The organism is Microcoleus sp. Pol8_D6 (assembly GCF_036700965.1).
Classification (GTDB): domain Bacteria; phylum Cyanobacteriota; class Cyanobacteriia; order Cyanobacteriales; family Microcoleaceae; genus Microcoleus.
This window is the reverse complement of the sequence record NZ_JAUBPW010000027.1, coordinates 1-21,875: the sequence shown is the minus strand read 5'-3', so window position 1 is coordinate 21,875 and position 21,875 is coordinate 1. Positions and strand designations below refer to the sequence as shown.

19 protein-coding genes are annotated in these 21,875 nt (G+C 46.7%); 8 read left to right on the top strand and 11 right to left on the bottom strand.

The features are described from left to right. Window positions 1-181: 181 nt before the first annotated feature. Together QUA10_RS13095 and QUA10_RS13090 are read right to left on the bottom strand one after the other, a co-directional pair. Entirely contained in the window at window positions 182-760 is a 579-nt protein-coding gene (locus QUA10_RS13095; RefSeq protein ID WP_333083041.1) for a hypothetical protein, read from the bottom strand. A 182-nt stretch (window positions 761-942) separates the two neighbouring features. Continuing rightward, window positions 943-2,307 (bottom strand): ATP-binding protein, encoded by a 1,365-nt coding sequence (locus QUA10_RS13090; RefSeq protein ID WP_333083040.1) that lies wholly within the window; start codon window positions 2,305-2,307, stop codon window positions 943-945. A gap of 249 nt (window positions 2,308-2,556) precedes the next feature. Between QUA10_RS13090 and QUA10_RS13085 the strand changes: the two genes are divergently transcribed. From QUA10_RS13085 to QUA10_RS13065, 5 genes are all read left to right on the top strand, one after another. Further along, complete coding sequence (locus QUA10_RS13085) at window positions 2,557-3,402, top strand: M48 family metallopeptidase (RefSeq protein ID WP_333083039.1); 846 nt, start codon at window positions 2,557-2,559, stop codon at window positions 3,400-3,402. 112 nt (window positions 3,403-3,514) lie between these two features. Beyond that, on the top strand, window positions 3,515-3,988 hold the full coding sequence (locus QUA10_RS13080) for a tryptophan-rich sensory protein (protein ID WP_333083037.1): 474 nt from the start codon (window positions 3,515-3,517) through the stop codon (window positions 3,986-3,988). A gap of 231 nt (window positions 3,989-4,219) precedes the next feature. Further along, the gene (ftsH4, locus tag QUA10_RS13075) at window positions 4,220-6,094 is read left to right on the top strand and encodes an ATP-dependent zinc metalloprotease FtsH4 (protein WP_333083036.1); all 1,875 of its coding nucleotides are present in this window, start codon (window positions 4,220-4,222) and stop codon (window positions 6,092-6,094) included. A gap of 244 nt (window positions 6,095-6,338) precedes the next feature. Beyond that, complete coding sequence (gene vapB / locus QUA10_RS13070; protein ID WP_333083035.1) at window positions 6,339-6,560, top strand: type II toxin-antitoxin system VapB family antitoxin; 222 nt, start codon at window positions 6,339-6,341, stop codon at window positions 6,558-6,560. A 1-nt stretch (window position 6,561) separates the two neighbouring features. After that, a complete protein-coding gene (locus QUA10_RS13065; protein WP_190743312.1) occupies window positions 6,562-6,945 on the top strand; it encodes a type II toxin-antitoxin system VapC family toxin in 384 nt (127 codons plus the stop codon). A 128-nt stretch (window positions 6,946-7,073) separates the two neighbouring features. Here QUA10_RS13065 and QUA10_RS13060 read toward each other — a convergent pair whose 3' ends face one another. The 5 genes from QUA10_RS13060 to QUA10_RS13040 form a co-directional block, all read right to left on the bottom strand. Beyond that, complete coding sequence (locus QUA10_RS13060) at window positions 7,074-7,970, bottom strand: M48 family metalloprotease (protein WP_333083034.1); 897 nt, start codon at window positions 7,968-7,970, stop codon at window positions 7,074-7,076. A gap of 304 nt (window positions 7,971-8,274) precedes the next feature. Then, window positions 8,275-9,867, bottom strand: coding sequence for a B12-binding domain-containing radical SAM protein (locus tag QUA10_RS13055; protein ID WP_333083033.1), 1,593 nt, complete (start codon window positions 9,865-9,867; stop codon window positions 8,275-8,277). 424 nt (window positions 9,868-10,291) lie between these two features. After that, window positions 10,292-11,257, bottom strand: a complete 966-nt coding sequence (locus tag QUA10_RS13050) for an NAD(P)-dependent oxidoreductase (protein ID WP_333083032.1) — start codon at window positions 11,255-11,257, stop codon at window positions 10,292-10,294. A 294-nt stretch (window positions 11,258-11,551) separates the two neighbouring features. Continuing rightward, entirely contained in the window at window positions 11,552-12,616 is a 1,065-nt protein-coding gene (gene hemE, locus QUA10_RS13045; protein WP_015178097.1) for a uroporphyrinogen decarboxylase, read from the bottom strand. A gap of 240 nt (window positions 12,617-12,856) precedes the next feature. Next, on the bottom strand, window positions 12,857-13,639 hold the full coding sequence (locus tag QUA10_RS13040; RefSeq protein WP_333083031.1) for a hypothetical protein: 783 nt from the start codon (window positions 13,637-13,639) through the stop codon (window positions 12,857-12,859). A gap of 319 nt (window positions 13,640-13,958) precedes the next feature. Between QUA10_RS13040 and QUA10_RS13035 the strand changes: the two genes are divergently transcribed. Further along, window positions 13,959-14,507, top strand: a complete 549-nt coding sequence (locus QUA10_RS13035; protein WP_333086273.1) for a hypothetical protein — start codon at window positions 13,959-13,961, stop codon at window positions 14,505-14,507. Between the two features lie 26 nt (window positions 14,508-14,533). Here QUA10_RS13035 and QUA10_RS13030 read toward each other — a convergent pair whose 3' ends face one another. The 4 genes from QUA10_RS13030 to QUA10_RS13015 form a co-directional block, all read right to left on the bottom strand. Beyond that, on the bottom strand, window positions 14,534-15,448 hold the full coding sequence (locus tag QUA10_RS13030) for an LD-carboxypeptidase (protein ID WP_333083029.1): 915 nt from the start codon (window positions 15,446-15,448) through the stop codon (window positions 14,534-14,536). A 305-nt stretch (window positions 15,449-15,753) separates the two neighbouring features. Further along, the gene (gene map / locus QUA10_RS13025; protein ID WP_333083028.1) at window positions 15,754-16,515 is read right to left on the bottom strand and encodes a type I methionyl aminopeptidase; all 762 of its coding nucleotides are present in this window, start codon (window positions 16,513-16,515) and stop codon (window positions 15,754-15,756) included. 135 nt (window positions 16,516-16,650) lie between these two features. Beyond that, window positions 16,651-17,736: a glycosyltransferase family 4 protein gene (locus tag QUA10_RS13020; protein WP_333083027.1), complete on the bottom strand. Its 1,086-nt coding sequence runs from the start codon at window positions 17,734-17,736 to the stop codon at window positions 16,651-16,653. Between the two features lie 105 nt (window positions 17,737-17,841). Then, entirely contained in the window at window positions 17,842-19,041 is a 1,200-nt protein-coding gene (locus QUA10_RS13015) for a HEAT repeat domain-containing protein (protein ID WP_333083026.1), read from the bottom strand. A 229-nt stretch (window positions 19,042-19,270) separates the two neighbouring features. Between QUA10_RS13015 and QUA10_RS13010 the strand changes: the two genes are divergently transcribed. Together QUA10_RS13010 and QUA10_RS13005 are read left to right on the top strand one after the other, a co-directional pair. After that, window positions 19,271-19,396: a hypothetical protein gene (locus QUA10_RS13010; RefSeq protein ID WP_333086272.1), complete on the top strand. Its 126-nt coding sequence runs from the start codon at window positions 19,271-19,273 to the stop codon at window positions 19,394-19,396. Window positions 19,397-20,058: 662 nt separating this feature from the next. Further along, complete coding sequence (locus QUA10_RS13005; protein ID WP_333083025.1) at window positions 20,059-21,801, top strand: CapA family protein; 1,743 nt, start codon at window positions 20,059-20,061, stop codon at window positions 21,799-21,801. The last annotated feature ends 74 nt before the right edge of the window (window positions 21,802-21,875 follow it).

Genomic DNA, 21,875 nt, shown 5'->3' with positions numbered 1-21,875 from the left:
AATGGGAGTTAGAGGGGACGTAAGAATACTCTTATCCCCCCCTTAACAAGGGGGATTAGGGGGCATCGAAATTCAACTATAAACGATATTTATTAGGGATTTTAGTCTTAAGTTGACACGAATGGTAACAGTCAACAGTCAACCGTCAACCGTCAACCAATTAACTAATTAACCAATTAACCTAATTCAAAAATACCCTCCCATCTTCCTGAATTTCCAGAGATTTTGTATCAGCGGCCACCTCAGTTGTCGCGCCGAAACTGACTTGCAACATTCCCGGCATCGCGGTTGCTTGGGGGCGAACCAGCACCAATCCGCCGTCTGGGCGCTGGTAAGTGAGGGTGATTGGTACTGGGAGGGTTTGAAGCAAAATTTCCGATTGTTCGCCGAGAGTGCGCGGCTGGGTAACGCCTACGATTTGATAATTGATGACAGCATTGGTGGTATTCACCAGTTTAATTACTATCCCGCCTTCGGCAGGCGTAACTCGCGCACTGGGCAGTGGGAAGCGGGGAGGCGCGTCTGTGGGTGTAGATGGCATCCCGCTGGGGTTCGGACTCGCAGCCGGAGTTGGTTCACTGACGGGTTCTTCAGTGGCTGCGGGAGTCTCTGAGGGAGTTTCTGCGGGTTGGGAAACGGGTTTTCCTTGTTGGGGCGGGGGGCCGCCGGCGTGGGAAAGTGTTGCGAGACTAACGAGTAAAACTCCGCAGGTGGCTGCTAGCAAGCTGATTTTTTTTAACGGTAGATTGTGGCGAAACATAAATAACTCCTCACAAGTTCGATCGAGGTTTTCCAACAACGTTTATGTTAATCTATGGCGTAAATGAATTTTAATAGCTGGGTTTGGGCGCGAGGTAGGAAGAATAAGGGTTTGAGGGGTAGATTTTTTTTAAACCGCAGAGGGCCCAGAGGGCGCAGAGGAAGAGAAGAAGAGGGGAAGTTTTAAAGGCGGAATTGTTCTGATTTGTGGGCGGGGAGGGTGACGGTAACGGCGGTACCTCGATCGACCTGGCTGTCAATGCGGATTTGGCCGCGGTGATTTTCGACAATTGCTTTGGCGATGGCTAATCCTAAACCGGAACCGGCGGCGCTGCGGTGGGTGCGGGCGGGATCTGCGCGGTAAAATCGATCGAATAAATGCGGCAGGGCTTCTGTGGAAATTCCTATGCCGGTGTCTGTTACTTTTATTTGCAGCGCTGGATTTAACATCGGCGAATTTCTTTTGTTTTTAGCTGCCACGTCCAATTCTACTTGAATTTGACCTCCAGAGGGCGTGTACTGCACGGCGTTGCTGACGATATTGGTAAAAAGTCGAGCTAGTTGATCCCAGTCTCCCAACAGTGTAAAGTTGTCGTCAGCGTTGGGCAGATCGACAATTTCCAAAGAAAGAGAGAGATTTTGGGTAGTAGCGATCGCCTGTTGTTCTTCAATTACCTCCATCAGCAAAGCATCGAGGGGAACTTCAATCCACTGCTGCTGCACGATACCGCTATCTTGTCGGGCTAAAAATAACAAATCGTCAACCAAGCGCCCCAAGCGGCGGGTGAGGCGTTCGATAACTTGTAGCTGTTGATGTTGCTGCGGTTCGATATCCGGTTCCGCCAAAGCTACTTGGACGTTAGTTTGAATAGTGGCGATCGGATTTCTGAGTTCGTGAGAAGCATCAGCAGTAAACTGTTTGAGACGCCCGTAAGACTCCCGCACAGGTTTCATAGCCAATCCCGACAGCAGCCAGCCAATAGCTGCAACGCAAATTAGAGTTAAACTCGCGCCCAAAATCAAATCAAGAATTAATTGGCGGATGGGTTTTGTCACTTCAAACCAAGGATGGCTGACTCGCAAATATCCCAGAACTTGGCGGCCACTTTGTACTCGCTGCGTTACTTGTCTGAGGGAATAGTTTTGATCTGACTGTAACTTATTATTAATTATCCAAACTGTTTCCCCGGTGCGGTTAGCATGAATGGGAATATTCAGCGGTTCGGATAATGTAGACCACAGCAATTCGCCCGTAGGACTGAACCATTCTAAATCAATGTGGTCGTCTTCTACTGCATCGGTACTATCTCGAAAACTCGCTTGAATATTAACTTGCAATTTATTTTTATCTGTGGTAATAGGGAAACTTAGCGGTTCGATAACGAGAGTTCGCTCTATTACTTCGACAACGTGATGGAGGGTGTCATCAATGCGATCGATCAAAGTAGTGCGGACGTAAAAATAGAAACCTGTGGCGAATACAAGTAACAATACAGCAGTAACGGCAGTGTACCAAATAGCGAGGCGGCGGCGGGTAGCTTGAAACATATTGCGAAGGAAGTTCGGCAACTGATTATGTAATCGATTCAACAGATTTAACCGATTTAATAACTATAACCTTCTTCTCTTTTTATCTTCCTTCGTGTCCTAGCGCTTACGCGGTTCGTTAAAAAAAAGCCTTCTCAGCCAACGATCCAAAAAAACTATAACAATATTTCATTATTAATACTTCAGACAGATGTCGAGTTAGCTGTCAGCCTGGTATTGTACTCGCTAAACTTTTTAGGTAGAAAGCCTGTGAACAAATTTTTATTTCGAGCTGCGATCGGGCTATTAATGGCATTTTTTGGAGCAATCACCTATTTTACAAACGACGTACAAAATCCGGTAACTGGAGAGAGACAGCGCGTGCAGCTTTCTCCCCGCCAAGAGATAGTTTTGGGATTGCAGGCGCGGGATCAAATGGCCGCTAAGTACGGGGGGCTTTATCCGAGTCAGAGTATTCAGCAGTATGTCGATCGAGTCGGAGAACGAGTTGTTAACGGTTCTGCCGCGAAACAAGCGGGTTATCCGTTTGAATTCCACCTGCTGCGAGACCCCGAAACTGTCAATGCTTTTGCTTTACCGGGGGGACAAGTTTTCATTACTGCGGGGCTGCTGCGGCGGCTGAATTCCGAGGCTCAGTTGGCTGCTGTACTGGGGCACGAAAGCGGTCACGTTGTGGCGCGCCACGCTGCGGAACACTTGGCAAAACAGCAGTTGGGCAGGGCTTTGGTAACGGCGGTTGGGGTGGCTACTAGCGACGATCGCGGGGGTGGTCAGCAGGCAGCATTAATTGCTCAAGCTGTCAATCAAGTTGTCGGTTTGCGGTACGGTAGATCGGATGAACTTGAGAGCGATCAGCTCGGTTTTCGGTTTATGACCGAAGCTGGTTACGATCCTAGAGGTATTGTTGAGGTGATGCAAATTCTCGGTGCTGCTAGGAAGGGCGAAGCGCCGCCGGAGTTTTTGAGTTCTCACCCCAACCCTGAAAACCGAGTGCAAAAGTTGCAAGCTTTAATCGCACAAAATTACCCTAACGGCGTTCCAGCTAATTTGGTGTCTGGACGCGAAGAGTTTGCTAAAAATGTGTCGGGCGGTTAGCAATAATTGCATCGGGCTTTACAAAAGTTATTGCTAAAGGCGGATGGAAGTTCGGCTGTAAGTTGGGACGATCGACTTAATGAGCGATCGAGCAATTTGAAAGTTGAGAACCATGATGGAATCTTGGATGATTATCGGGGGCGTGACTTTCTCAGTCGCCTTCGGAACTCTGTTTTTTAAACTGCGGGATATTAACTGGGCCGTCAAACTTCAAAGACCAGATTGGATGTTTTTTGAGCCTGCTATTCCGTTAATTTGGACGGTGATTTTTGCTTGCGGGGCCGGCAGCGCTGCTGTCGTGTGGGAACAGGAGCCAGGGAGCCTTAAAACATGGCTGTTGATGGCTTTATACTTGCTTTTAGAAATTGTCACAGTTGCTTATATTCCGGCTACTCTCAGAGCCAAAAGTCTGAAAGTAGGGACAATTTTGGGAGGGGTTGGCGAGATTTTGGGAGTTGTGCTGACGTTAGCTGTTTTGCCGATTTCTCAAACCGCAGCTTTGTTACTTTTGCCTTACGCGATTTGGGGTGCGATCGGCACTTATACCACTTGGGAAATGATTCAGTTAAACCCGGAAGCTGCATAAATATTCGGTGTTCTTCGACGCACCCTACATACTATAACGCTCTTCTCTTCTCTTCCTTCGTTTCCTTAGCGTCTTCGCGCTTACTCAAAAAAAACATTGTTAATAATAGCAAATCCGTGCTAGCGGGTTAACCCACCCGATAAAGTGAGGAAATCCGCTTAACAGTGTGTGGGTATTTGATGAGAAAATAGATGAATAAAACTGCTTTAAATCAAAGGATGACAGTTATCAATGGCCATTAAAGACCAGCCCCAACCACCTCGTTTTCGACAAATTAGCAATATCTTGTTATTGCTCTCAAGTTTATTTTTGCTGGCAAACATCTTTTTACCCAATTTGTTTGGCCCCCAAATTCCGCAAGTGCCTTACAGCTTGTTCGTTCATCAGGTTCAAGAACAAGATGTAGTCCGAGCTTCGGTAGGCCAAAATGAAATCCGCTACCAACTCAAAGGCGAAGGGGATAAACCCGGTCAAGTGCTGACAACTACGCCGATTTTTGACCTGGAATTGCCTAAACTTTTGCAAGAAAAAGGCGTGGAATTTGCGGCAACTCCGCCAGCTAAAAATGGCTGGATTGGCAGTGTTTTAAGCTGGGTGGTTCCGCCGCTGATTTTTGTGGCGATTTTTCAATTTTTCATGAACAGGCAGGGTGGCGGGCCGCAGGGTGCGCTCTCGCTCGGCAAAAGCAAAGCTAAGGTCTATGTAGAAGGCGAATCGGCGAAAATTACTTTTGCTGATGTGGCTGGAGTAGAAGAGGCTAAAACTGAATTAGTCGAAGTTGTTGAGTTCCTGAAAACTCCCGATAGATTTACGGCAATTGGCGCGCGAATTCCGAAAGGCGTGCTGTTAGTCGGACCTCCGGGAACTGGCAAAACGCTGCTAGCAAAAGCAGTGGCTGGTGAAGCTGGCGTGCCGTTTTTTAGCATCTCCGGTTCGGAGTTTGTGGAACTGTTTGTAGGTGTTGGTTCTGCAAGAGTTAGAGATTTATTCGAGCAGGCTAAGAAACAGGCTCCTTGTATTATTTTCATTGATGAATTGGACGCGATCGGCAAATCTCGTAGCAGTAACGCTAGCTTCGGTGGGAATGATGAACGCGAACAAACTCTCAATCAATTATTAACTGAAATGGACGGTTTTGCTGCGGGCAATACTACGGTAATTGTGCTGGCTGCAACTAACCGCCCGGAAAGTTTGGATGCTGCTTTGTTGCGCCCTGGTCGTTTCGATCGCCAAGTTTTAGTCGATCGCCCGGATTTATCCGGCCGCGAAGCAATTTTGAACATTCACTCTCAAAAAGTGAAGTTGGGCCCGGATATTGACTTGAAGGCGGTCGCCACTCGCACCCCCGGTTTTTCGGGCGCAGATTTGGCAAATTTGGTCAATGAAGCTGCCTTGCTAGCTGCTCGCAACAAGCGCCTAACTGTAGCTCAGGAAGACTTTTATGAGGCGTTTGAGCGGGTTGTCGCTGGCTTGGAAAAGAAAAGCCGGGTGCTCAACGAAAAAGAGAAAAAGATTGTGGCTTACCACGAAGTCGGGCACGCGATGGTGGGTGCTGCGATGACTGGTGGCGGTGAAGTGTCAAAAATCTCGATCGTCCCGCGCGGTATGGCAGCATTGGGTTACACGTTGCAAGTACCGACAGAAGACCGTTTCTTGTTGGATGAATCGGAATTGCGCGGTCAGATTGCTACACTGCTTGGAGGGCGATCGGCTGAGGAAGTTGTGTTTGGTAGCATTACAACTGGCGCTTCAAATGACTTGCAAAGGGCGACTGATTTAGCTGAACGGATGGTGACAACTTACGGGATGAGTAAGGTTTTGGGGCCTCTTGCTTACGATCGAGGCCAGCAAGCAATGTTCCTTAGTGATGGTATGGGAAATGCCCGCCGCGCGGTAAGTGCTCAGACTGCTGAGGCGATCGACCAAGAAGTGAAGGAAATTGTCGAAACTGCACATCAGCAAGCTTTGGATATTCTGAAAGCCAATCGGGAATTGTTGGAAACAATTACGCAGAAACTGTTGGAAACTGAGGTGGTCGAAGGTGATGCACTTCACGAATTCCTCGGTCAAGTGCGGCCTTTAGATAAGGTTGCGGCTTCAGTTTAACAGGGTTTAATTAAACCGCCGATGAACGCAGATGATTCCAAATCATCTGCGTTTTGCGATCGCACTCCACGATGAGCCGACGGAAACAGACAACGGCAAACTGACAAACCCGCGTTTGTGCGATCGCAAGTAATCGTATTAAGGGAGAACAATCACAGGGCGCTCTCCCTTCGCACCAAATACCTTCTGACTGCAATTACAGTAGAATTGGTGAATATGACATAGTAAAAATTGTACAGAAATCATGACTATCGAGCTACAGATTTTTCAAACGGTCGTCAAAATGCCAGAATCTCTCAAACAAGAGATATTGCATTATGCAAAATATCTACTTGAAAAACACGCCAAAACAGAATCATATCCCGAACAAATTGAACAACCTCATGGTTATGGTAGTTGGGCAGGTCAGATCGTTATGTCTGATGATTTCGATGAACCCCTGGAAGATTTAAAGGAATATATGTAACATGGAATCCCTTTTAGATACTCATGCCTTTCTGTGGTATTTGCTTGGCGATTCCAATCTAGGTAGTAAAGCAAAAGAAGCGATCGATACTAAAACAGGTTTATATTTTAGTATTGCCAGCCTGTGGGAAATCTCTATTAAAATTAATGTCGGTAAGCTTCACCTGAATCGACCATTTGAAGACCTGCCGAAGGAATTGCAATACATTAACGCTCAAATTCTACCAATTACACTGGAAGACACTGAGATTTACGCAGGTCTTCCTCTGCATCATCGAGATCCCTTCGATCGCATTCTGGTAGCACAGACCATGAATCATTCGCTGGTTTTGATTAGTCGCGATGAGGCTTTTGATGCTTATCCAATTCAGCGAGTTTGGTCATAAAGAAGGCAAAAATTTTATACTAGCGATCGCCCCTACCTAATTAATAACCAAAAACAAAATAAACATACAGAAACCCGGCTGGTTCAAAACACCGGGTTTCTCCATATTGTTGCTGCATTTTTGACCGATCAAACTCCGTTTATGTAAGCCATAACAGGAGTACCTTGCTGCTGCTGCGCCATTTCCAAAAGGCGTTGAATGCGATCCTCTGTCGGCGGGTGAGTGCGGAAAAGTGACTGCAAACCTTTAGTCGAAAAAGGATTCACAATCAGCAGCGGCGACATCGCAGGATTGCCGTGCATGGGAATTTCATGACCCAGTTTCTCTAATTTTTGCAGGGCGTTTGCTAAGCCGATCGGATTATTTGTAATTTCCACCGCACCGCTGTCGGCTGCAAATTCCCTCGTCCGAGAAATCGCCAATTGAATTACGGTTGCTGATAGTGGCGCTAAAATGATTAAAAACAGTAAACCAAACGGATTCGCGCCTTGTCTGCTATCCCGCGTTACCGGGCCGTAAAGCGCTCCAAAAGTCAGAATTCGCCCGACAAATGTAATCGCGCCGGCAATTGTGCCTGCAACTGCTTGAGTGAGGGTATCGCGGTTGCGGATGTGCGTGAGTTCGTGGGCTAAAACCCCTTCCAATTCTTCGCGGGAAAGCAGCTTGATGATGCCTTCAGTAACTGCTATTGTCGCGTGTTCCGGGTCTCTTCCTGTGGCGAATGCGTTGGGAGATTGAGTGGGAACTAGAAATATTTTCGGCACCGGAATTTGGGCTTTTTCGCTCAGCGATGCTACCATATCGTAGATTTCTGGTGCTTCGCTGCGGGCGATCGGCTGAGCGCGGTAAGCCATTAACGCGGCCGTGTCGGAATAGTACCAAGAGCTAAAACTTGAGAAGGCGGCTAGCGCTAAACCGATGTAAAGTCCTTGTTCGTTGCCGATTAAATAATAACTTCCTAAAACGAGAAGGCCGCTTAGGAGTCCTAAGAGAGCGGCTGTTCTGAGTTGATTTGTTCCTAACATGGCGGATTGAGGGCGATCGCTATTTTGATATTTTTGAGCTTGTAATTAGATTTTCATATTTGCGGGCGATCGCGCCTCTATCTGCCGAAATAACTGCTGCCGCCAATAGTAGTATTTCACGTTTTCAGTGAGAAACTGGGAATCCCTCTGGAGGCTCTCTCGCCTGCTCTCAAAAGGTGGCCGATCGGCAGGATATGACATTTTCAGCCCGAACCTGGAACCCAGATTAAAAACAAAATAAACGCAGACAATCTTACATTCATCTGCGTTTACCTGCGTTCATCTGCGGTTGAATTCTCCAACCCTAAACCGCTTGCACTTCCTTTTCCTCAACAGCAACAGGTTCTTGATATACAGTTTGAGACTCATTAGCCAAAAACTCAGCCAATTGAGCTTCAATTTCATCCCGCACAATCTGGCGATATTCCAGGAAATGCTCGTTGTGAGCGCAGACTGTCAAATAGTGATCCCAAACTGCAGGATTGCGCTTGAGAATGCTGAACAAATGATGCCAAAACTTCCAGCGAGTTTTGCGCTTGACTCCCTGCCGCCAAACCACAGTTAGCAGTGCTCGCAAATCGATCCAACTGGGAACTCTCGCAGGTATCTTTGCTGTAGGTGCACCCAACATTAAGAAATGGCGATAAGTCCGGTCTAAATATTTCTCAGCATCGTACACTTCGCAGAATGCCTCGACATATTCGCGGGCAATATCTTCGAGAGGCCGCGTCGGGATAAAGTTCATCAAGGTAGTCTGGTTGAGGTTGCCAGATTTGTCGCGCAACCGCCCTTCTTTTGCTAGTCTGTGGGACAATGCCGTGTGTGGCAAAGCTTGCAGCATTCCAAAGGTTGTGCTCGGAATGGCTGCTGCTTCGGCAAACTTGACAATCCGCTGACCGGCACCGGGTTTTTCGCCGTCAAATCCAATGATAAATCCGGCCATTACTCGCAAACCCGATTTGGCAATTAACTCTACGGATTCGATCAGGGAATTGCGGGTATTTTGGAATTTCTTGGTCATTTGCAGGCTTTCTTCATCGGGAGTTTCAATCCCTAGAAACACTGCATTGAAATTGCAAGCAACCATCATGTCCATCAATTCTTGATCTTGGGCTAAGTCGATGGATGCTTCTGTGTTGAAAGTAAAGGGAAATTTGTGTTCTTCTTGCCAGACTTTTAAGTCTTTTAGCAACAGTTTGACGCTGCGTTTGTTGCCGATAAAGTTGTCGTCTACCATGAACACGCCGCGCCGCCACCCCAAGTTGTAGAGATAGTCTAATTCTGCTATCAATTGTTGGGGGTTTTTGGTGCGGGGTTTGCGGCCGTAGAGGACGATGATATCGCAGAATTCGCACTGGAAAGGACAGCCTCGCGAAAATTGAATCGACATCGAGTCGTAGGCGTCTAATTCCAGCAAGTCGAAGCGGGGAACGGGGGTTGTGGTAACATCGGGTTTTACGCCGTCCGATCGATAAATTCCGCTTTTTTCGCCACGCCCGATTGCTTCGACGAACATCGGCAAGGTGATTTCGCCTTCGTCGAGAATCAGGTAATCTATGCCCGCTGCTTGAGGTTCTTCGGGTACGGAAGTCGGGTAGGGGCCGCCGCAAGCTACGGGTTTACCGCGCCGTTTTGCTTCGCGAATGATGTCTAGCAAATCTTCTTTTTGGACAATCATGGCGGACAGAATAACGAGCTCTGCCCATTCCCATTCTGCTTCTGTGATTTGTCTGATGTTGCGATCGACTAACTTAAATTCCCATTCTTGGGGTAAAATAGCTGCTACTGTTACCAAACCCAGCGGTGGCAGCAGAACTTTACGATCAACTAATTCTAGGATTTTCTCGTAAGACCAAAATGTTTTCGGAAACAGCGGGTAAACTAGAAGAACTCGCATTATATGTTAAACCTCACATCAGTAAACAACTTGCGATCGGGCTGGCGGGGCGTGAGAGTTCGAGCGACTCTCAAGACTTCATGTTAAGGCTAAAATTACGATCTTGCACTCGATCGAATATCTGGCGAGGGGTGACACCCCCTAAGCCACACACAATGAGCGCAATTTTTAGCTTGCAGTTCCCTGTTAAAGTTTGCAAATGCTGATATCTTATCGTATTTGACCCTTAATTGACGATAATCGCATTTAAAAAGCCTGGAATTAAGGCAAAAAAAACTGGAAACAGTAAATTACTGCTTTGGTGCGCCATAAGAACCCTACATTAGTTGTTTAATTCACATTGCCTCTTCCTTTTTCCTCAACATTCATCCGTTACATCCGTTACATCCGTTATAAAATCCGCTGCCGAACTTCCCTCTTCCTTCTAATTTGAATCTTTGCCGGGAATCCCGCTAGTTCTTAACATATCGGCAACTGTGCCGCAGTAACTCGGCATTCCTATGCTTTCGGGATTCACAAGATTTTGATAGGTAAAATGGCGGTAGCTGATGCAAAATCTATCCCAAGCAGCCACTTGAATTCGGAACAGCCAAATAAAGAAATCGGCCAGCCAAGGTGACAGAGTAATCCGAAAAAATATTTTTTTATTCAAATACTTGCAAGCTTGTTCTACCACTTCGTTAGCTGTAATCGGGGGATTTCCTAGCACAAAATGTCGCGTTTCCTCGGAAGCAGGCGGATGTTGAACTAAATAATTAACTACTTTAGCAATATCTGCGCCGTGGATGAAGTGAAAACTGCCATCTGCCTTAAACCAGCGAATCAAACCAATCCATTTGGCCACAAGGGGCAGGCCAGAGGACAAGTGAGAGACTGGTTTTTCTGCGTCTCCTCCCAATACTAATGTCGGGTAAAGTGCCGTAATTGGAGGCACATTTGTCAAAGCTGACAAATGCACCATGCAGTTGTATTTTGAGCTAATATAATCTGTCCCCAGTTCTCCGGCTTCTTTCAGCAAATTGTTGTCTCGACCGAGAATACTGGCCGTTGAAAAATAAATTACTTGTTGGCAAGTCTGTGGCGAAAGTAGTTGAATTAGCTGGAGAGTTTTCGTTACGTTAACGTCAAACACTTCTTGAGTTCCTCCCCAAGCAGTGGCAGCTAAAATTGCGACATTAATTGTTTGCAAAAGTTCGGCGTGTTGCTCGATATCTCGCATATCACCTTGTAATATATGGATGCCGGGGCGGGCTTTCCAGTCAAATTTTAATTTTTCTGGGTTGCGAACTAATAAGTAAAGTTCGTGGTTTGTTTCTTGAATCAAAGTTTCGGCCATGTAGTGACCGATACAGCCACTTGCACCCGTCACAAAAATTTTTTTTGAGTTCATTTTGCCGCAGGGGAAGAGGGTTTTTTGACTTGATGCTGAGGCTAAGATCCCCCCTCGCCCCCCTTCTTAAGGGGGGACAAGATTATTGTCAAAGTCCCGCTTCTTAAGGGGGATTTAGGGGGATCTCTACTCGGTTATAAGCGAGATTTGTCAGGGGTTGTTACTCGTTACCAGGGTCTGACCTGGTAAGGCAGATCAGGAGGCTCTGCCTCCATTTTACGCGAGGCAGAGCCTCTGGATATGGGTTGACCAGGCAGAGCTGGGGAACCCGTTAAAACCAGTTCGCAATCAATTTCAAGCAGCAACGGCAAGCAATTTGTCCGCTTGTTTTGCGGTTTCAAAGAAGAAACGCACGTTATCTTCGGGAGTTCCCGGTAATACGCCGTGTCCCAAATTGAGGATGTGTCCGCGATGACCGGCTTTGCGAATTGTATCAAGAATTCGATCGCGAATAAACGGTTGAGAACCAAACAACACGCCCGGATCGAGATTTCCTTGAACGTTCATATTCGGGCCCAAACGCTTGCGCGCGTCGGCCATATCAACTGTCCAATCGACGCTGATAATATCCGCGCCGGATGTTGTCATGCGTTCGAGGAGGCCCGCACTACCGGTGACTAACAGAATTAGCGGTGTGTCGGGATGGGTTTTTTTGACTTGCTCGAATACTTGTTTCTGGTAAGGTAGAGCGAAGGTGTCGTAGTCCTGCGGGGAGAGTTGGCCGGCCCAGGAGTCGAACATTTGCACTACTTGCGCGCCACAGTCGATTTGATAGCGCACGTAAACGGCGATCGCATCGGCGAATTTCGACAGCAACTGATGCAGTAAAGTTGGATCGGAAAATGCCATGTTTTTGATGATGGCATAATCCTTAGAACCTTTACCCTCAACTGCATAGGCCGCCAGCGTCCACGGCGCGCCCACAAAACCGAGCACGGTGGACTTGTTGCCGACTTCCTCGCGCAGGGATTTCAGGATAGTTTTGATAAACGGCAAGCTTTCTTCCGGGTTCAGCGGTTGCAGGTTGTCGATTTGCTGCTGAGTGCGGATGGGTGCGTGGATAATCGGGCCTTTGCCTTCGGCGATGTCCATGTCGATGCCCAAACCCGGCATGGGGGTGACAATATCGGAAAACAGAATTACGCCGTCGGGTTGAAACGCGCGCCACGGCTGAAGGGAAACTTCGATGGCAACTTCGGGAATTTCGGAACGTTCGCGAAACGAGGGATACTTTTCTCGCAAATCTCGATAAGCCTTCATGTAGCGACCGGCTTGGCGCATCATCCACACGGGCGGGCGGTCTAGGGTTTCGCCGCGGGCTGCCCGCAACAACAAGGGAACTTCATTTAATGCCGACATTTTAACTTTTCTCTACCTTAGATATTTCAATGCCTTTGGTAGCTTACCACTGTGCGATCGTCCTTTTTGACAAAATCGTTGTGTGTACAAATGTGTATTTTGTCACTGCCAAAGAAAGTGAGGCGATAGCCGCAGATCGACTCGTATATAAAGGACGGGTATAAATCCTGTGTATAGGGTCAGAAACCGGGTTTCTTCGTAGAAACCCGGTTTCTGATTCCGCGCTACAGTTTGACCTACTTACCTCGTTACACAAACTCCGCCCACCACTACGCGACATTGATCTGGGCCCGCATCGAATCTACTATCATTCCGCCGCGCCGAGTCTAAATCTCTAGTCCGCGAATTGTAGTAATAATCTCCCGCCGGATACCTTCTATTCGGGACAGCGCAGTAAGTTGAATCTTGATTACCATCGTCAAACCTTACTCTCACCATAGAACGTCTCTCGCGACAATCAACAGACCGCAAGTCAAAATCAGTTTGCAACAGCAGTTCTCTGTCATATTGACCGTCATATTGATCGTCATCTCGCCTCGTGTACCAATCGTCCCGCGAATTGCGAGATCGTCTGTCGCCCCCATCAATTCCCGAAACTTCCAGCGTGTAGCTACCGCCTCTGGCAGCATCTTTTGCTAACACTAAAAGCTTGTAATCGCCACTACGGGGAATTTGATAATTAAAAGAACGGTCTTGCGTAAAAGCGACTTGTTTGTTGTTCCCGTAAAACAGCACCATGACGGGAGTAAAACCGCGACTTCTATCTGTATCTAAAAACACTTCAATGTTGTCGCCTTCCCTCGCGCTGAATGTGTATTCTTGACCACGCAATTCTTCCGTCGGAGAACCCGGAACCCACATATTCCGAAAACGGTAGATGGGGGAAGTGCGGCGAATTACTCCATCAATGCGATCGTTATTCCGTATCTGTTCGCCAACTGCACTAGACGAAATGCCAGTGAGTGCCAATCCTGCAACTAGCACAGCGGCAGCAATACTGTTTAACAAGTTGTGTGTTCTCATATCAACCTCTTTGGGAAAGTTTTAAAATCTTTTTGCTGTGTTGGCAGCGACATTTGCACATATAATCCATTTTAAATGTATTTTTGGCTATCTAATGTTAGCCTCATCCAACCGGACTATTTTGTCGCTGTAAACTCTGATCAGGCAGGATTTACGCCATCCCTCTGGATATAGCGCGAACCTAGGGGCAAACCTCCCGCGATTCGCGATCGCACAATGTCGATTCCCCAAAACCTCCGTAGATTTACTTATAGTGGTTGGAGCTTGAAAACTTTGATAGAATGAAACGTCCCTGCTTAGAGTTAGGTAGTGGCAATTGATGCAATTCACGATCGTGTTTTTTGCTATGCCATTAAATTTAAATCAGTTCTTCAAACTATTGTACTCGCTCTTGCCCTACCGGGAAGCAATCCTTCATATACCATTTTCCAAAAATGTAGTCCGTCAACGGCTTGCTGCCAAAGTTCGTACAGGTTTAACGGTTCGCAAAGCTATAATTGGGGGGAGCCGAATTCTTTACTGCTACCAAATCGAGCTTGATGGTGATTTCCTCCGCGCGACAATTACTGGCGGAAATTGGAAAGGGCTTTTGGTGGCGACAGGACAAGTTCAAGACATTGAAGGCGGTTCGGTGTTGCCATTGAAGATGACTATTCCCGCTTTATCTATTGTCTTTTTACTGTCTTTGGCATTGGGTTGGCTGGTATTTTTATTTGTCACCGAAAAACCACCCTTAGAAATCATCCCATTTTTCCTGATAATTTTACTATCATCCTATGCTTTATTTATGCTTCAGTTTCGCTACCATGCAGAACGCACCTTAAATATTCTGAAATCAACAATTCTTTTACAGAACTTTGATGAATGATTTTCAGGCTATCTAAAAAGTGATTTTTACCCGCAACTGAGCAATCCCAAATCAGCGTCGAGACTAGCCATAATTCCCATAGGTAAAGCAGCGTTAACGCCCTCATGCCCGAAGGGCAAATCCGAGACAATGGGAATATTCAAATCCCCCAGCCGATCGCGCAAAACCTCTTCAATGCTAAAACTGGGAATACTCGGCTCAATCTCGCAACGGCTGAAGCGCCCCAAAGCAATGCCCCGCACCCCAGCGAAAGCCCCCGCCATCCGCCACAAAGTCAACATTCGATCGACCCTGTAAGGAGCCTCGGAAACATCCTCAAATGCGAGAATAACCCCGGTCAAATCCGGTTGATAGGGGGTTCCGAGCAAATGAGAAGCAACCGTCAGATTCGCCGGAAACAGCCGCCCGATGGCTTTTCCGCTGCCCCATCCTTTACCTTGCAAAGATTGTAAGGGACGACCTTCTATGCAGTCAAAAAGTCGATCGACAGACCAATCCGGTTCAGCAGCCAAAGTTGTCAGCATCGGCCCGTGAACACCCCAAACACCCAATTTAGCCTGATTCCACAGCAAAGCAGTAATGTCGGAAAAGCCGATTAACCATTTCGACGAATGGGAATCGGGAGTTGGAAATTGAGAATTTTCCGCCTTTCCCACATTTCCTTTTTCCAAAAGTCGAGTGCTGCCGAAACCGCCTCGAACACAGAGAATACCGCGACAATCCGGGTCATTGAGGGCATCTGCCAACTGTCGTACGCGGTTTTCGTCGGAACCTGCCAAATAGCCCCAGCGATCGTCAAAACCGGGTGTTAATTCAATTCGATAGCCGCGGGATTTCCAAATTTCTACACCCTTTTCAAAATTGGTTGATTCTCGCAAAGTGCCACTAGGGGCAATTACTTTGAGTAAATCTCCTGGTTGCAGAAATTGTATGTCAGTCATTAGTTATTAGTTATTAGTTATATCGTGTTTGGTGAATCGCTCGTAATTCTGTAGGGGCGGATTTTACCGACAATTTCTTACTGAAACAGACCATCTCGAAAACTCGCCCCCACCCACCCATAAATACAAACCTACATTTTAAGATTCGATGCAAATTTCAGGTTGATTTGGGTTATCGGTTGTGGCGGGGCGGGTTTATCTAGATTGTTGATAATCGTTAGATATTGTCGGTAAAACCCGCCCCTACGGGATATGGTTGATTATTGATTTAGGAGTGAGTTTTTGAGATTGTTTGTTAATGATTGCTACGGCAAAGTCAGAATTTCCACCCCAGAATCAGTCACAGCCAGAGTGTGTTCGAATTGAGCCGAAAGCTTTCCATCTTTGGTGATAGAGGTCCAACCGTCGCCCAAAATTTCCACTTCCCAAGTACCCTCATTAATCATCGGCTCGATCGTAAAAACCATGCCTTGTCTGAGCTTTTTTCCTGTGCCCCGCTTGCCATAGTGCAGAATTTCCGGTTCAGTGTGAAATACTCGGTGAATCCCGTGCCCCGCAAAATTTCGCACTACCGAAAAACCCTGTGCTTCAGCATATTCTTGAATTGCTGCACCGATGTCGCCGGTACGGGCACCCGGTTTGACTTCCGCAATTCCTCTTCTTAAACATTCCTCGGTTACTTCAACTAACTTTTTCGCTACAGGTGAAGGTTTGCCCACAAAAAAAGTTTTGGAAGTATCGCCATGATAACCATCCACTAAAGGTGTTACATCAATATTAATAATGTCACCTTCTTTAAGAATTTGTTTCGCATTAGGGATGCCGTGACAGACTACTTCATTGACGCTAGCACACAGAGATTTAGGAAATCCTTTATAGCCTAGCGGAGCGCTTTTTGCTCCGTGTGCCAAAGTCCAGCGTTCGGCTTCGTCGTTAATTTCTAGAGTGCTGACACCAGGTTTTACCATTGGTTCGAGATGTAGCAGAAGTTCGGCCGCTAAACGGCCTGCTTGGCGCATTTTTTCGATTTCTCTACTGGATAAAAGCACTAAACGTTCGGTTGCCATGTTTTTTTCTGTTTGCTTTTTGTGTGGTCGATTAATAGTTTATTTAACTCAATTTTAGAATAGATTTGAATTGCTGTTCAATAAACTTTTAAGGTGCGTCAGTCAGCGAATCTTTCTAAAAATGTGCCAGTATTATTACTGACGCACCCTACTAGCAGTGATAGATTTGAACCAGTGTTCACAACGATCGCCCAAAGCTGCTAAAGAATATTCTACCTCTGCTTGTCGCCTGCAAGCGCTGCGGTCAATTTCGTCTAAGCGGGCGATCGCACCTACCAAGCCATTTACGCTATCAGGCTGCACTAAAAAGCCCGTCAGTCCCTCTCTAACAATTTCCGCCGGCCCCCCGCGCTCGTAAGCAATCACGGGTACACCGCACGCTAAAGCCTCGATCGCGACATTTCCGAAAGCTTCCACCCAGCGCGGTGTCATCAACAATGCTCGGCACTGACGGACTTGCTCTTGCATTTGGGTTGTTGTCAGAAACCCTAAATATTCTACTGGAGCATCCGGGTAATCTGCACAAATTTTTTGCCAATAATCCTCATCTTGCATTTTGCCCATAATTTTCAGGGGAATGCCTGTAATTTTCGCTGCTGCTACTGCATCTTCTAAGCCTTTCTCCGGGGCGATGCGCCCTAGCCAAGCTAATTTAGACTCGGGTTTGTTGCAAAATTTGTACAGGAATAAATCTATGCCATTTCCCAACAACTGACATTCATCGGCAAAGGCGAATGTTTTGGCTTGAGAAGCGGTGTGAACTCCGATCGTACCAGGAAACTGGACGGCGGTTTGTCCGGCAATGCGATCGAGGGCTGCGGAAAGGGAGCCCATGCTGATCAAATGTGCGATCGGAGTCCTAAAAAATGGTGTCAAATAAAACGGCAGCCAATCGTAGGCAAAATTAACAATGACATCCCATTCATCCTGAACTTGGCGAGCATATTCCCACATATTCGCCAGCACAGAATCGGCGGGCATCACAATAGGATCATTGTAATCTTGTGTTTGGGCGGTTACTTGCAAATCACCCGTTATTTCGATTACTGGAATTGATTCTAAATTTGAACCTATCGGTGCTACAACTGCTATTTTATGACCGCGACTCTGTAATTCTTTAGCGATGTTAAGGACTGTAAGTTCGACTCCACCACCCAACCCCGAACCGAGTTTACCGACCGAAGTTGACAGGAACAATAGTTTTAAAGTGTCATTAGTCATTAGTCATTAGTCATTAATCAGCATTCACTAATTTTAACATAATCTAAATTATCAATTTCCCATTGCAAATCTCAAGTTCAAAGTATTTGAAAATTGCTACGTTTATTAATCCATCCCAGAACGCGGACGGATGCGATTCAACTGATTGATTGCCCAGCGAGCAGTTTCCTGAACTTCTGGATCTGGATCGTCCGTCGCACGGTGCAACAAGTAACTGATTTGATTCACCAATTCGTAAATCCGCGTCAAGTCGCGAATTGCATTTTTACGCACTTCGGGATTTTCATTTTGCAGCGAAATTGACCACGCATTATTCATGGGTTTGAGGGTGCGAATGCCAATTTCCGAGAGACTTGCCAAAATTAAACTGTACTGCTTGGAGTCGGAATTTGCTAGCAAATCGAGCAACGGCTCAACTGCTCTGGAATCTCCCCGCTGGCCTAGTTCCCAAATTGTTTTGCCTCTCTTTGCCGGATTTAGCTGCTGCAAATCTTCAATCAGTGCTTCAATAATATCAACTTTAGGTCTACCATCCGTTTCGGGAAGGGCAATACCTTTCTTCTTAGCTAGGGAATCGGTTTGATTAGTTGTTTCGGGAATGTTGAAACCTGTGTTACTGTATCCGTTGCTGTGAGTTTCCAAGGGCGAGGTGTCGGAATTAATTCGATCGCCCTCGACTGCTGCATCCTGGGATTCTGGTTCCCCGGATTCCATATTTAACGGAAAAGGTTGATCGCTGTTCTCGATACTGTTGTCTTTTGGCAAATCCAAAGGGTAGGGCAAGGCTGACAGCGGTTTTGATGGCCCAAAAGAAGTCTTGTGCCGTGTAATTGCGTGCGAGTTTGTAGGAGAATCGGGATTATTAGTAAATTGAGAGTTTCTTGGGTTGTGGCGCTCAAATCGTCCCCGTCTTCGCTTAGAATAATTTGACTCGTCATTACTAACTAATTTGAGCATGATAAATACTGCCGCTGCCGTGACGACAACTGCTGCCAAACCCAACATTAAGAACCCTCGCTGACGAGACAAAATGACGATCAAATTGGATACCGATTTCGGGATCTTAGAATTAGATTTGGACGTTTTGGACGGCTGAGATTTGTTTTTATCGGGCGCTGGAGACGGTTTTGGAGGCTTGGAATCCTGGCGATCGTCCGGGGGAGAGTTCGCCTGAGCAATTTCTTGGGAAACAGCACGCGCAGAGGCATTGAGTACCTGTTGCCCTCCGTCGGCACTTGGACTGAACACAGCGCCCAGACAGGCAATGCAGGTGAACAAACATACAGAGGAGCGGTAATGCGCCATAAGACTCAATCCGGGTTTTGAGAGGCAACGCCGCATGACGAGCTTTAGTTTAACCTTGAGTTAGCTCGATCCTAGCTGCTATGGGCTTAACTAACTCACAAATACCACCAGACTAGCGAAAAACCCTGGTTTGAGAGGGCACCGAGCCAGATATTATAAGCACAATTGTGTCATTGACGTGCAACTCCTTTAAATAATTAGTTTAATTAGTTTAAAACGAACAACTACATTGGCGGCCGCGACTTTAGCAGCGGCATCCCGAAAGTTGATTGCAGCTAATCTCACCTACGTGCAGTGTGCAATGCAGGCCCCGCAGCCCAGCACTGCGGGGGCGTTAGCAGACGATTGTGGCTAGCCGTCGATTTCTCACCAATAGCGTGACATGACCAAGAGTTTAACAAGCTTCCGAGCCTGCAGGTCGATCGTTTTTGTGTGAATTTGGGCCCAAGTGGGACAGGGGGATTGGCACTGGTAACGAGAAAGCCGGTTTTTTCGTTAATTCTTCGCTGCTAAACTGCATATTTTCCGTACATTCCAGGACACACTCTCGACGCTCACAAACCAGTTTTATTTACCAAAAATGCTGTAAGAAAGAGAGCGCTGATTTGACCGATGTTAATTTGCAGGGGGCAAATATCCCGGATAGAAGTGTTGGGGCGATCGAGTAAGATAACCGTTAGGAAATATTGTATTCAGCTAGCCAGCGCCAAAAATCATACTATCTGGTAAAAGTAGGGTCTGATTTAGTTAGGAGCTATATAGCAATCCTCGCATCATTTGTGAATTTCTTACTCCCTCCCCTTGATAAGGGGAGGGTTGGGGTGGGGTAAAAAGTTTACGACTCCTGCAAGGATTGCTATAGTGAGAGCGAGTATACCCTTTCACGCACGCGCCCTGTGCCCACGTTCTGTTTATTTGTACCCACTTAGTTAAGTTAAACCAATCGGTATTTAATGCTGTGCCGCCAAATTTGATATAAGATCGAGCTAAATTTTTAGTGTGAGAGTAGAGGCGTTTGTGAGCCAACAAGATATTTTAAATTTAGCAAAAGAAGGCGATGCCAGGGCGATCGCATTTCTGATCAGCCAAGCACTCCAAAGCTTCGGCGTCACGGCTAAAGCCAGCCGGGAAAATGACACCCTGCACCTGCTGCTGGAAGCAGAAAATTTACCCGCAGAAGAAGCCTGTCTCCGAGTCGCCGTCAAAGGGTTGCAGCGGCTGCAACCAAATAACCTTTACTCAGTGACAGTTTACGGGCGGCGCGACGGCGAGCAATTGCCCGCTTGGACTCAGACAGTAGAATTAAAAAAACGCTTGACTTCCGTACCCGTGAGTCCATTAGTTGCCGTGAATGCAGCAGTAGCTGCGAGTGCAGCAGTAGCTGCTAGTGTAGCCGCTTCTCCCATTCCTGTGACTTTGCCCAAGCTAGAAAAAACTCAAAATGTCACAACGGCGCCCCCTCAAACACCAGAAAAATCTCCGCCCCAACCCCCTCAAATCCCAACTCCAAAACCCCCAAACCAAAGGCAGCAAAAGCCATCGCCGCAGCCAGCATTAGCAGGCACTAAAACTAAAAAATCAGGGCTGTCAGTCGGTGCTCTGAGTCTAATTTTCGTACCCATATCCGGCCTTGTACTGGCTTCTCAACTTTACAAATCCTCACCCACCGCTACTAATAACCCTCCCACGTCAAAGCCTGCGGTACAAGAAGTGAGCTCGACACCCGCAGCCAAACCCCTTCCCGCTCCAAAATCGCCCTCCCCGGCTGCCAAAAAACCTGCCATTTTGCCCGCAACTGTCAGTATCAAAGCAGTTGGCGACATGATCCCCGGCACAAATTATCCCTACAACAAACTGCCGGCAAAAAAAGAGATGTTATTAGAGTCGGTAAAACCGTACCTCAAAGGAGCTGATATTCTGTTTGGCAATTTTGAAAGCACGATGACCGATTATCCTTACAGTTCCAAAGCAGGTGGCGGACGAATGCTGTTTGCCTTTCGGACGCCTCCGAGTTATGCAAAAATTTTCAAAGATGTTGGTTTTGATATTTTGAATATTGCCAACAATCACTCTTACGATTTTAACGAGCAGGGATTTAAGGACACGATTAAAAACATCGACAGCAACGGCATGAAGGCTGTTGGCAAAAGAGATCAAATTGTTTATCAAAATGTCAAGGGCGTGAATTTTGCCTTTATCGGTTTCAGCAACTACGGCGACGTTCACAATTCTTTGTTGGAACTGAAAGCAGGATCAGAAGTTGTCAAAAAAGCTAAGCAAAACGCTGATATTGTAGTGATATCAGTTCATGCTGGAGCTGAAGGAACGGGAGCTATCAATGTGAGAAATAAAACTGAGTTCTTTTACGGAGAAAACCGCGGAAATATGGTTTTGTTTTCGCGGACGATGATTGATGCGGGAGCCGATTTGATTTTGGGTCATGGCCCGCACGTTCCGCGAGCAATGGAACTTTATAAAGGTAAATTGATTGCTTACTCTCTGGGAAATTTTTTGGGTTATCGCACTTTGTCTACAGCAGGATCACTCGGTCAATCTCTAATTTTGGATGTGAAAATGACTCCGCAAGGGGATTTTGTTTCTGGTAAGATTATCCCCGTCCAACTTGACGGGCGAGGTGTTCCGGCTGTTGATAACAAATTTAGAACTGTGGGGTTGATTAACCGTTTGACAAAGAGCGATTTTCCCAATAGCGGTTTGACAATTGATGACAAGGGGCAAATTTTGAAAAAAAGTAAGTAGGGTTTGCTGAATAATTGATCGCAGACCACTAGCAGGAGCGATCGATATATTCAAGGTGAGTTAAATATAAGTTT

Coding starts and splice junctions, on each gene's coding strand:
- QUA10_RS13095 (WP_333083041.1), bottom strand. CDS start 760: ATGTTTCGCCACAATCTACCGTTAAAAAAAATCAGCTTGCTAGCAGCC.
- QUA10_RS13090 (WP_333083040.1), bottom strand. CDS start 2,307: ATGTTTCAAGCTACCCGCCGCCGCCTCGCTATTTGGTACACTGCCGTT.
- QUA10_RS13080 (WP_333083037.1), top strand. CDS start 3,515: ATGATGGAATCTTGGATGATTATCGGGGGCGTGACTTTCTCAGTCGCC.
- ftsH4 (WP_333083036.1), top strand. CDS start 4,220: ATGGCCATTAAAGACCAGCCCCAACCACCTCGTTTTCGACAAATTAGC.
- vapB (WP_333083035.1), top strand. CDS start 6,339: ATGACTATCGAGCTACAGATTTTTCAAACGGTCGTCAAAATGCCAGAA.
- QUA10_RS13065 (WP_190743312.1), top strand. CDS start 6,562: ATGGAATCCCTTTTAGATACTCATGCCTTTCTGTGGTATTTGCTTGGC.
- QUA10_RS13060 (WP_333083034.1), bottom strand. CDS start 7,970: ATGTTAGGAACAAATCAACTCAGAACAGCCGCTCTCTTAGGACTCCTA.
- QUA10_RS13055 (WP_333083033.1), bottom strand. CDS start 9,867: ATGCGAGTTCTTCTAGTTTACCCGCTGTTTCCGAAAACATTTTGGTCT.
- QUA10_RS13050 (WP_333083032.1), bottom strand. CDS start 11,257: ATGAACTCAAAAAAAATTTTTGTGACGGGTGCAAGTGGCTGTATCGGT.
- hemE (WP_015178097.1), bottom strand. CDS start 12,616: ATGTCGGCATTAAATGAAGTTCCCTTGTTGTTGCGGGCAGCCCGCGGC.
- QUA10_RS13040 (WP_333083031.1), bottom strand. CDS start 13,639: ATGAGAACACACAACTTGTTAAACAGTATTGCTGCCGCTGTGCTAGTT.
- QUA10_RS13035 (WP_333086273.1), top strand. CDS start 13,959: ATGCAATTCACGATCGTGTTTTTTGCTATGCCATTAAATTTAAATCAG.
- QUA10_RS13030 (WP_333083029.1), bottom strand. CDS start 15,448: ATGACTGACATACAATTTCTGCAACCAGGAGATTTACTCAAAGTAATT.
- map (WP_333083028.1), bottom strand. CDS start 16,515: ATGGCAACCGAACGTTTAGTGCTTTTATCCAGTAGAGAAATCGAAAAA.
- QUA10_RS13020 (WP_333083027.1), bottom strand. CDS start 17,736: ATGACTAATGACACTTTAAAACTATTGTTCCTGTCAACTTCGGTCGGT.
- QUA10_RS13015 (WP_333083026.1), bottom strand. CDS start 19,041: ATGGCGCATTACCGCTCCTCTGTATGTTTGTTCACCTGCATTGCCTGT.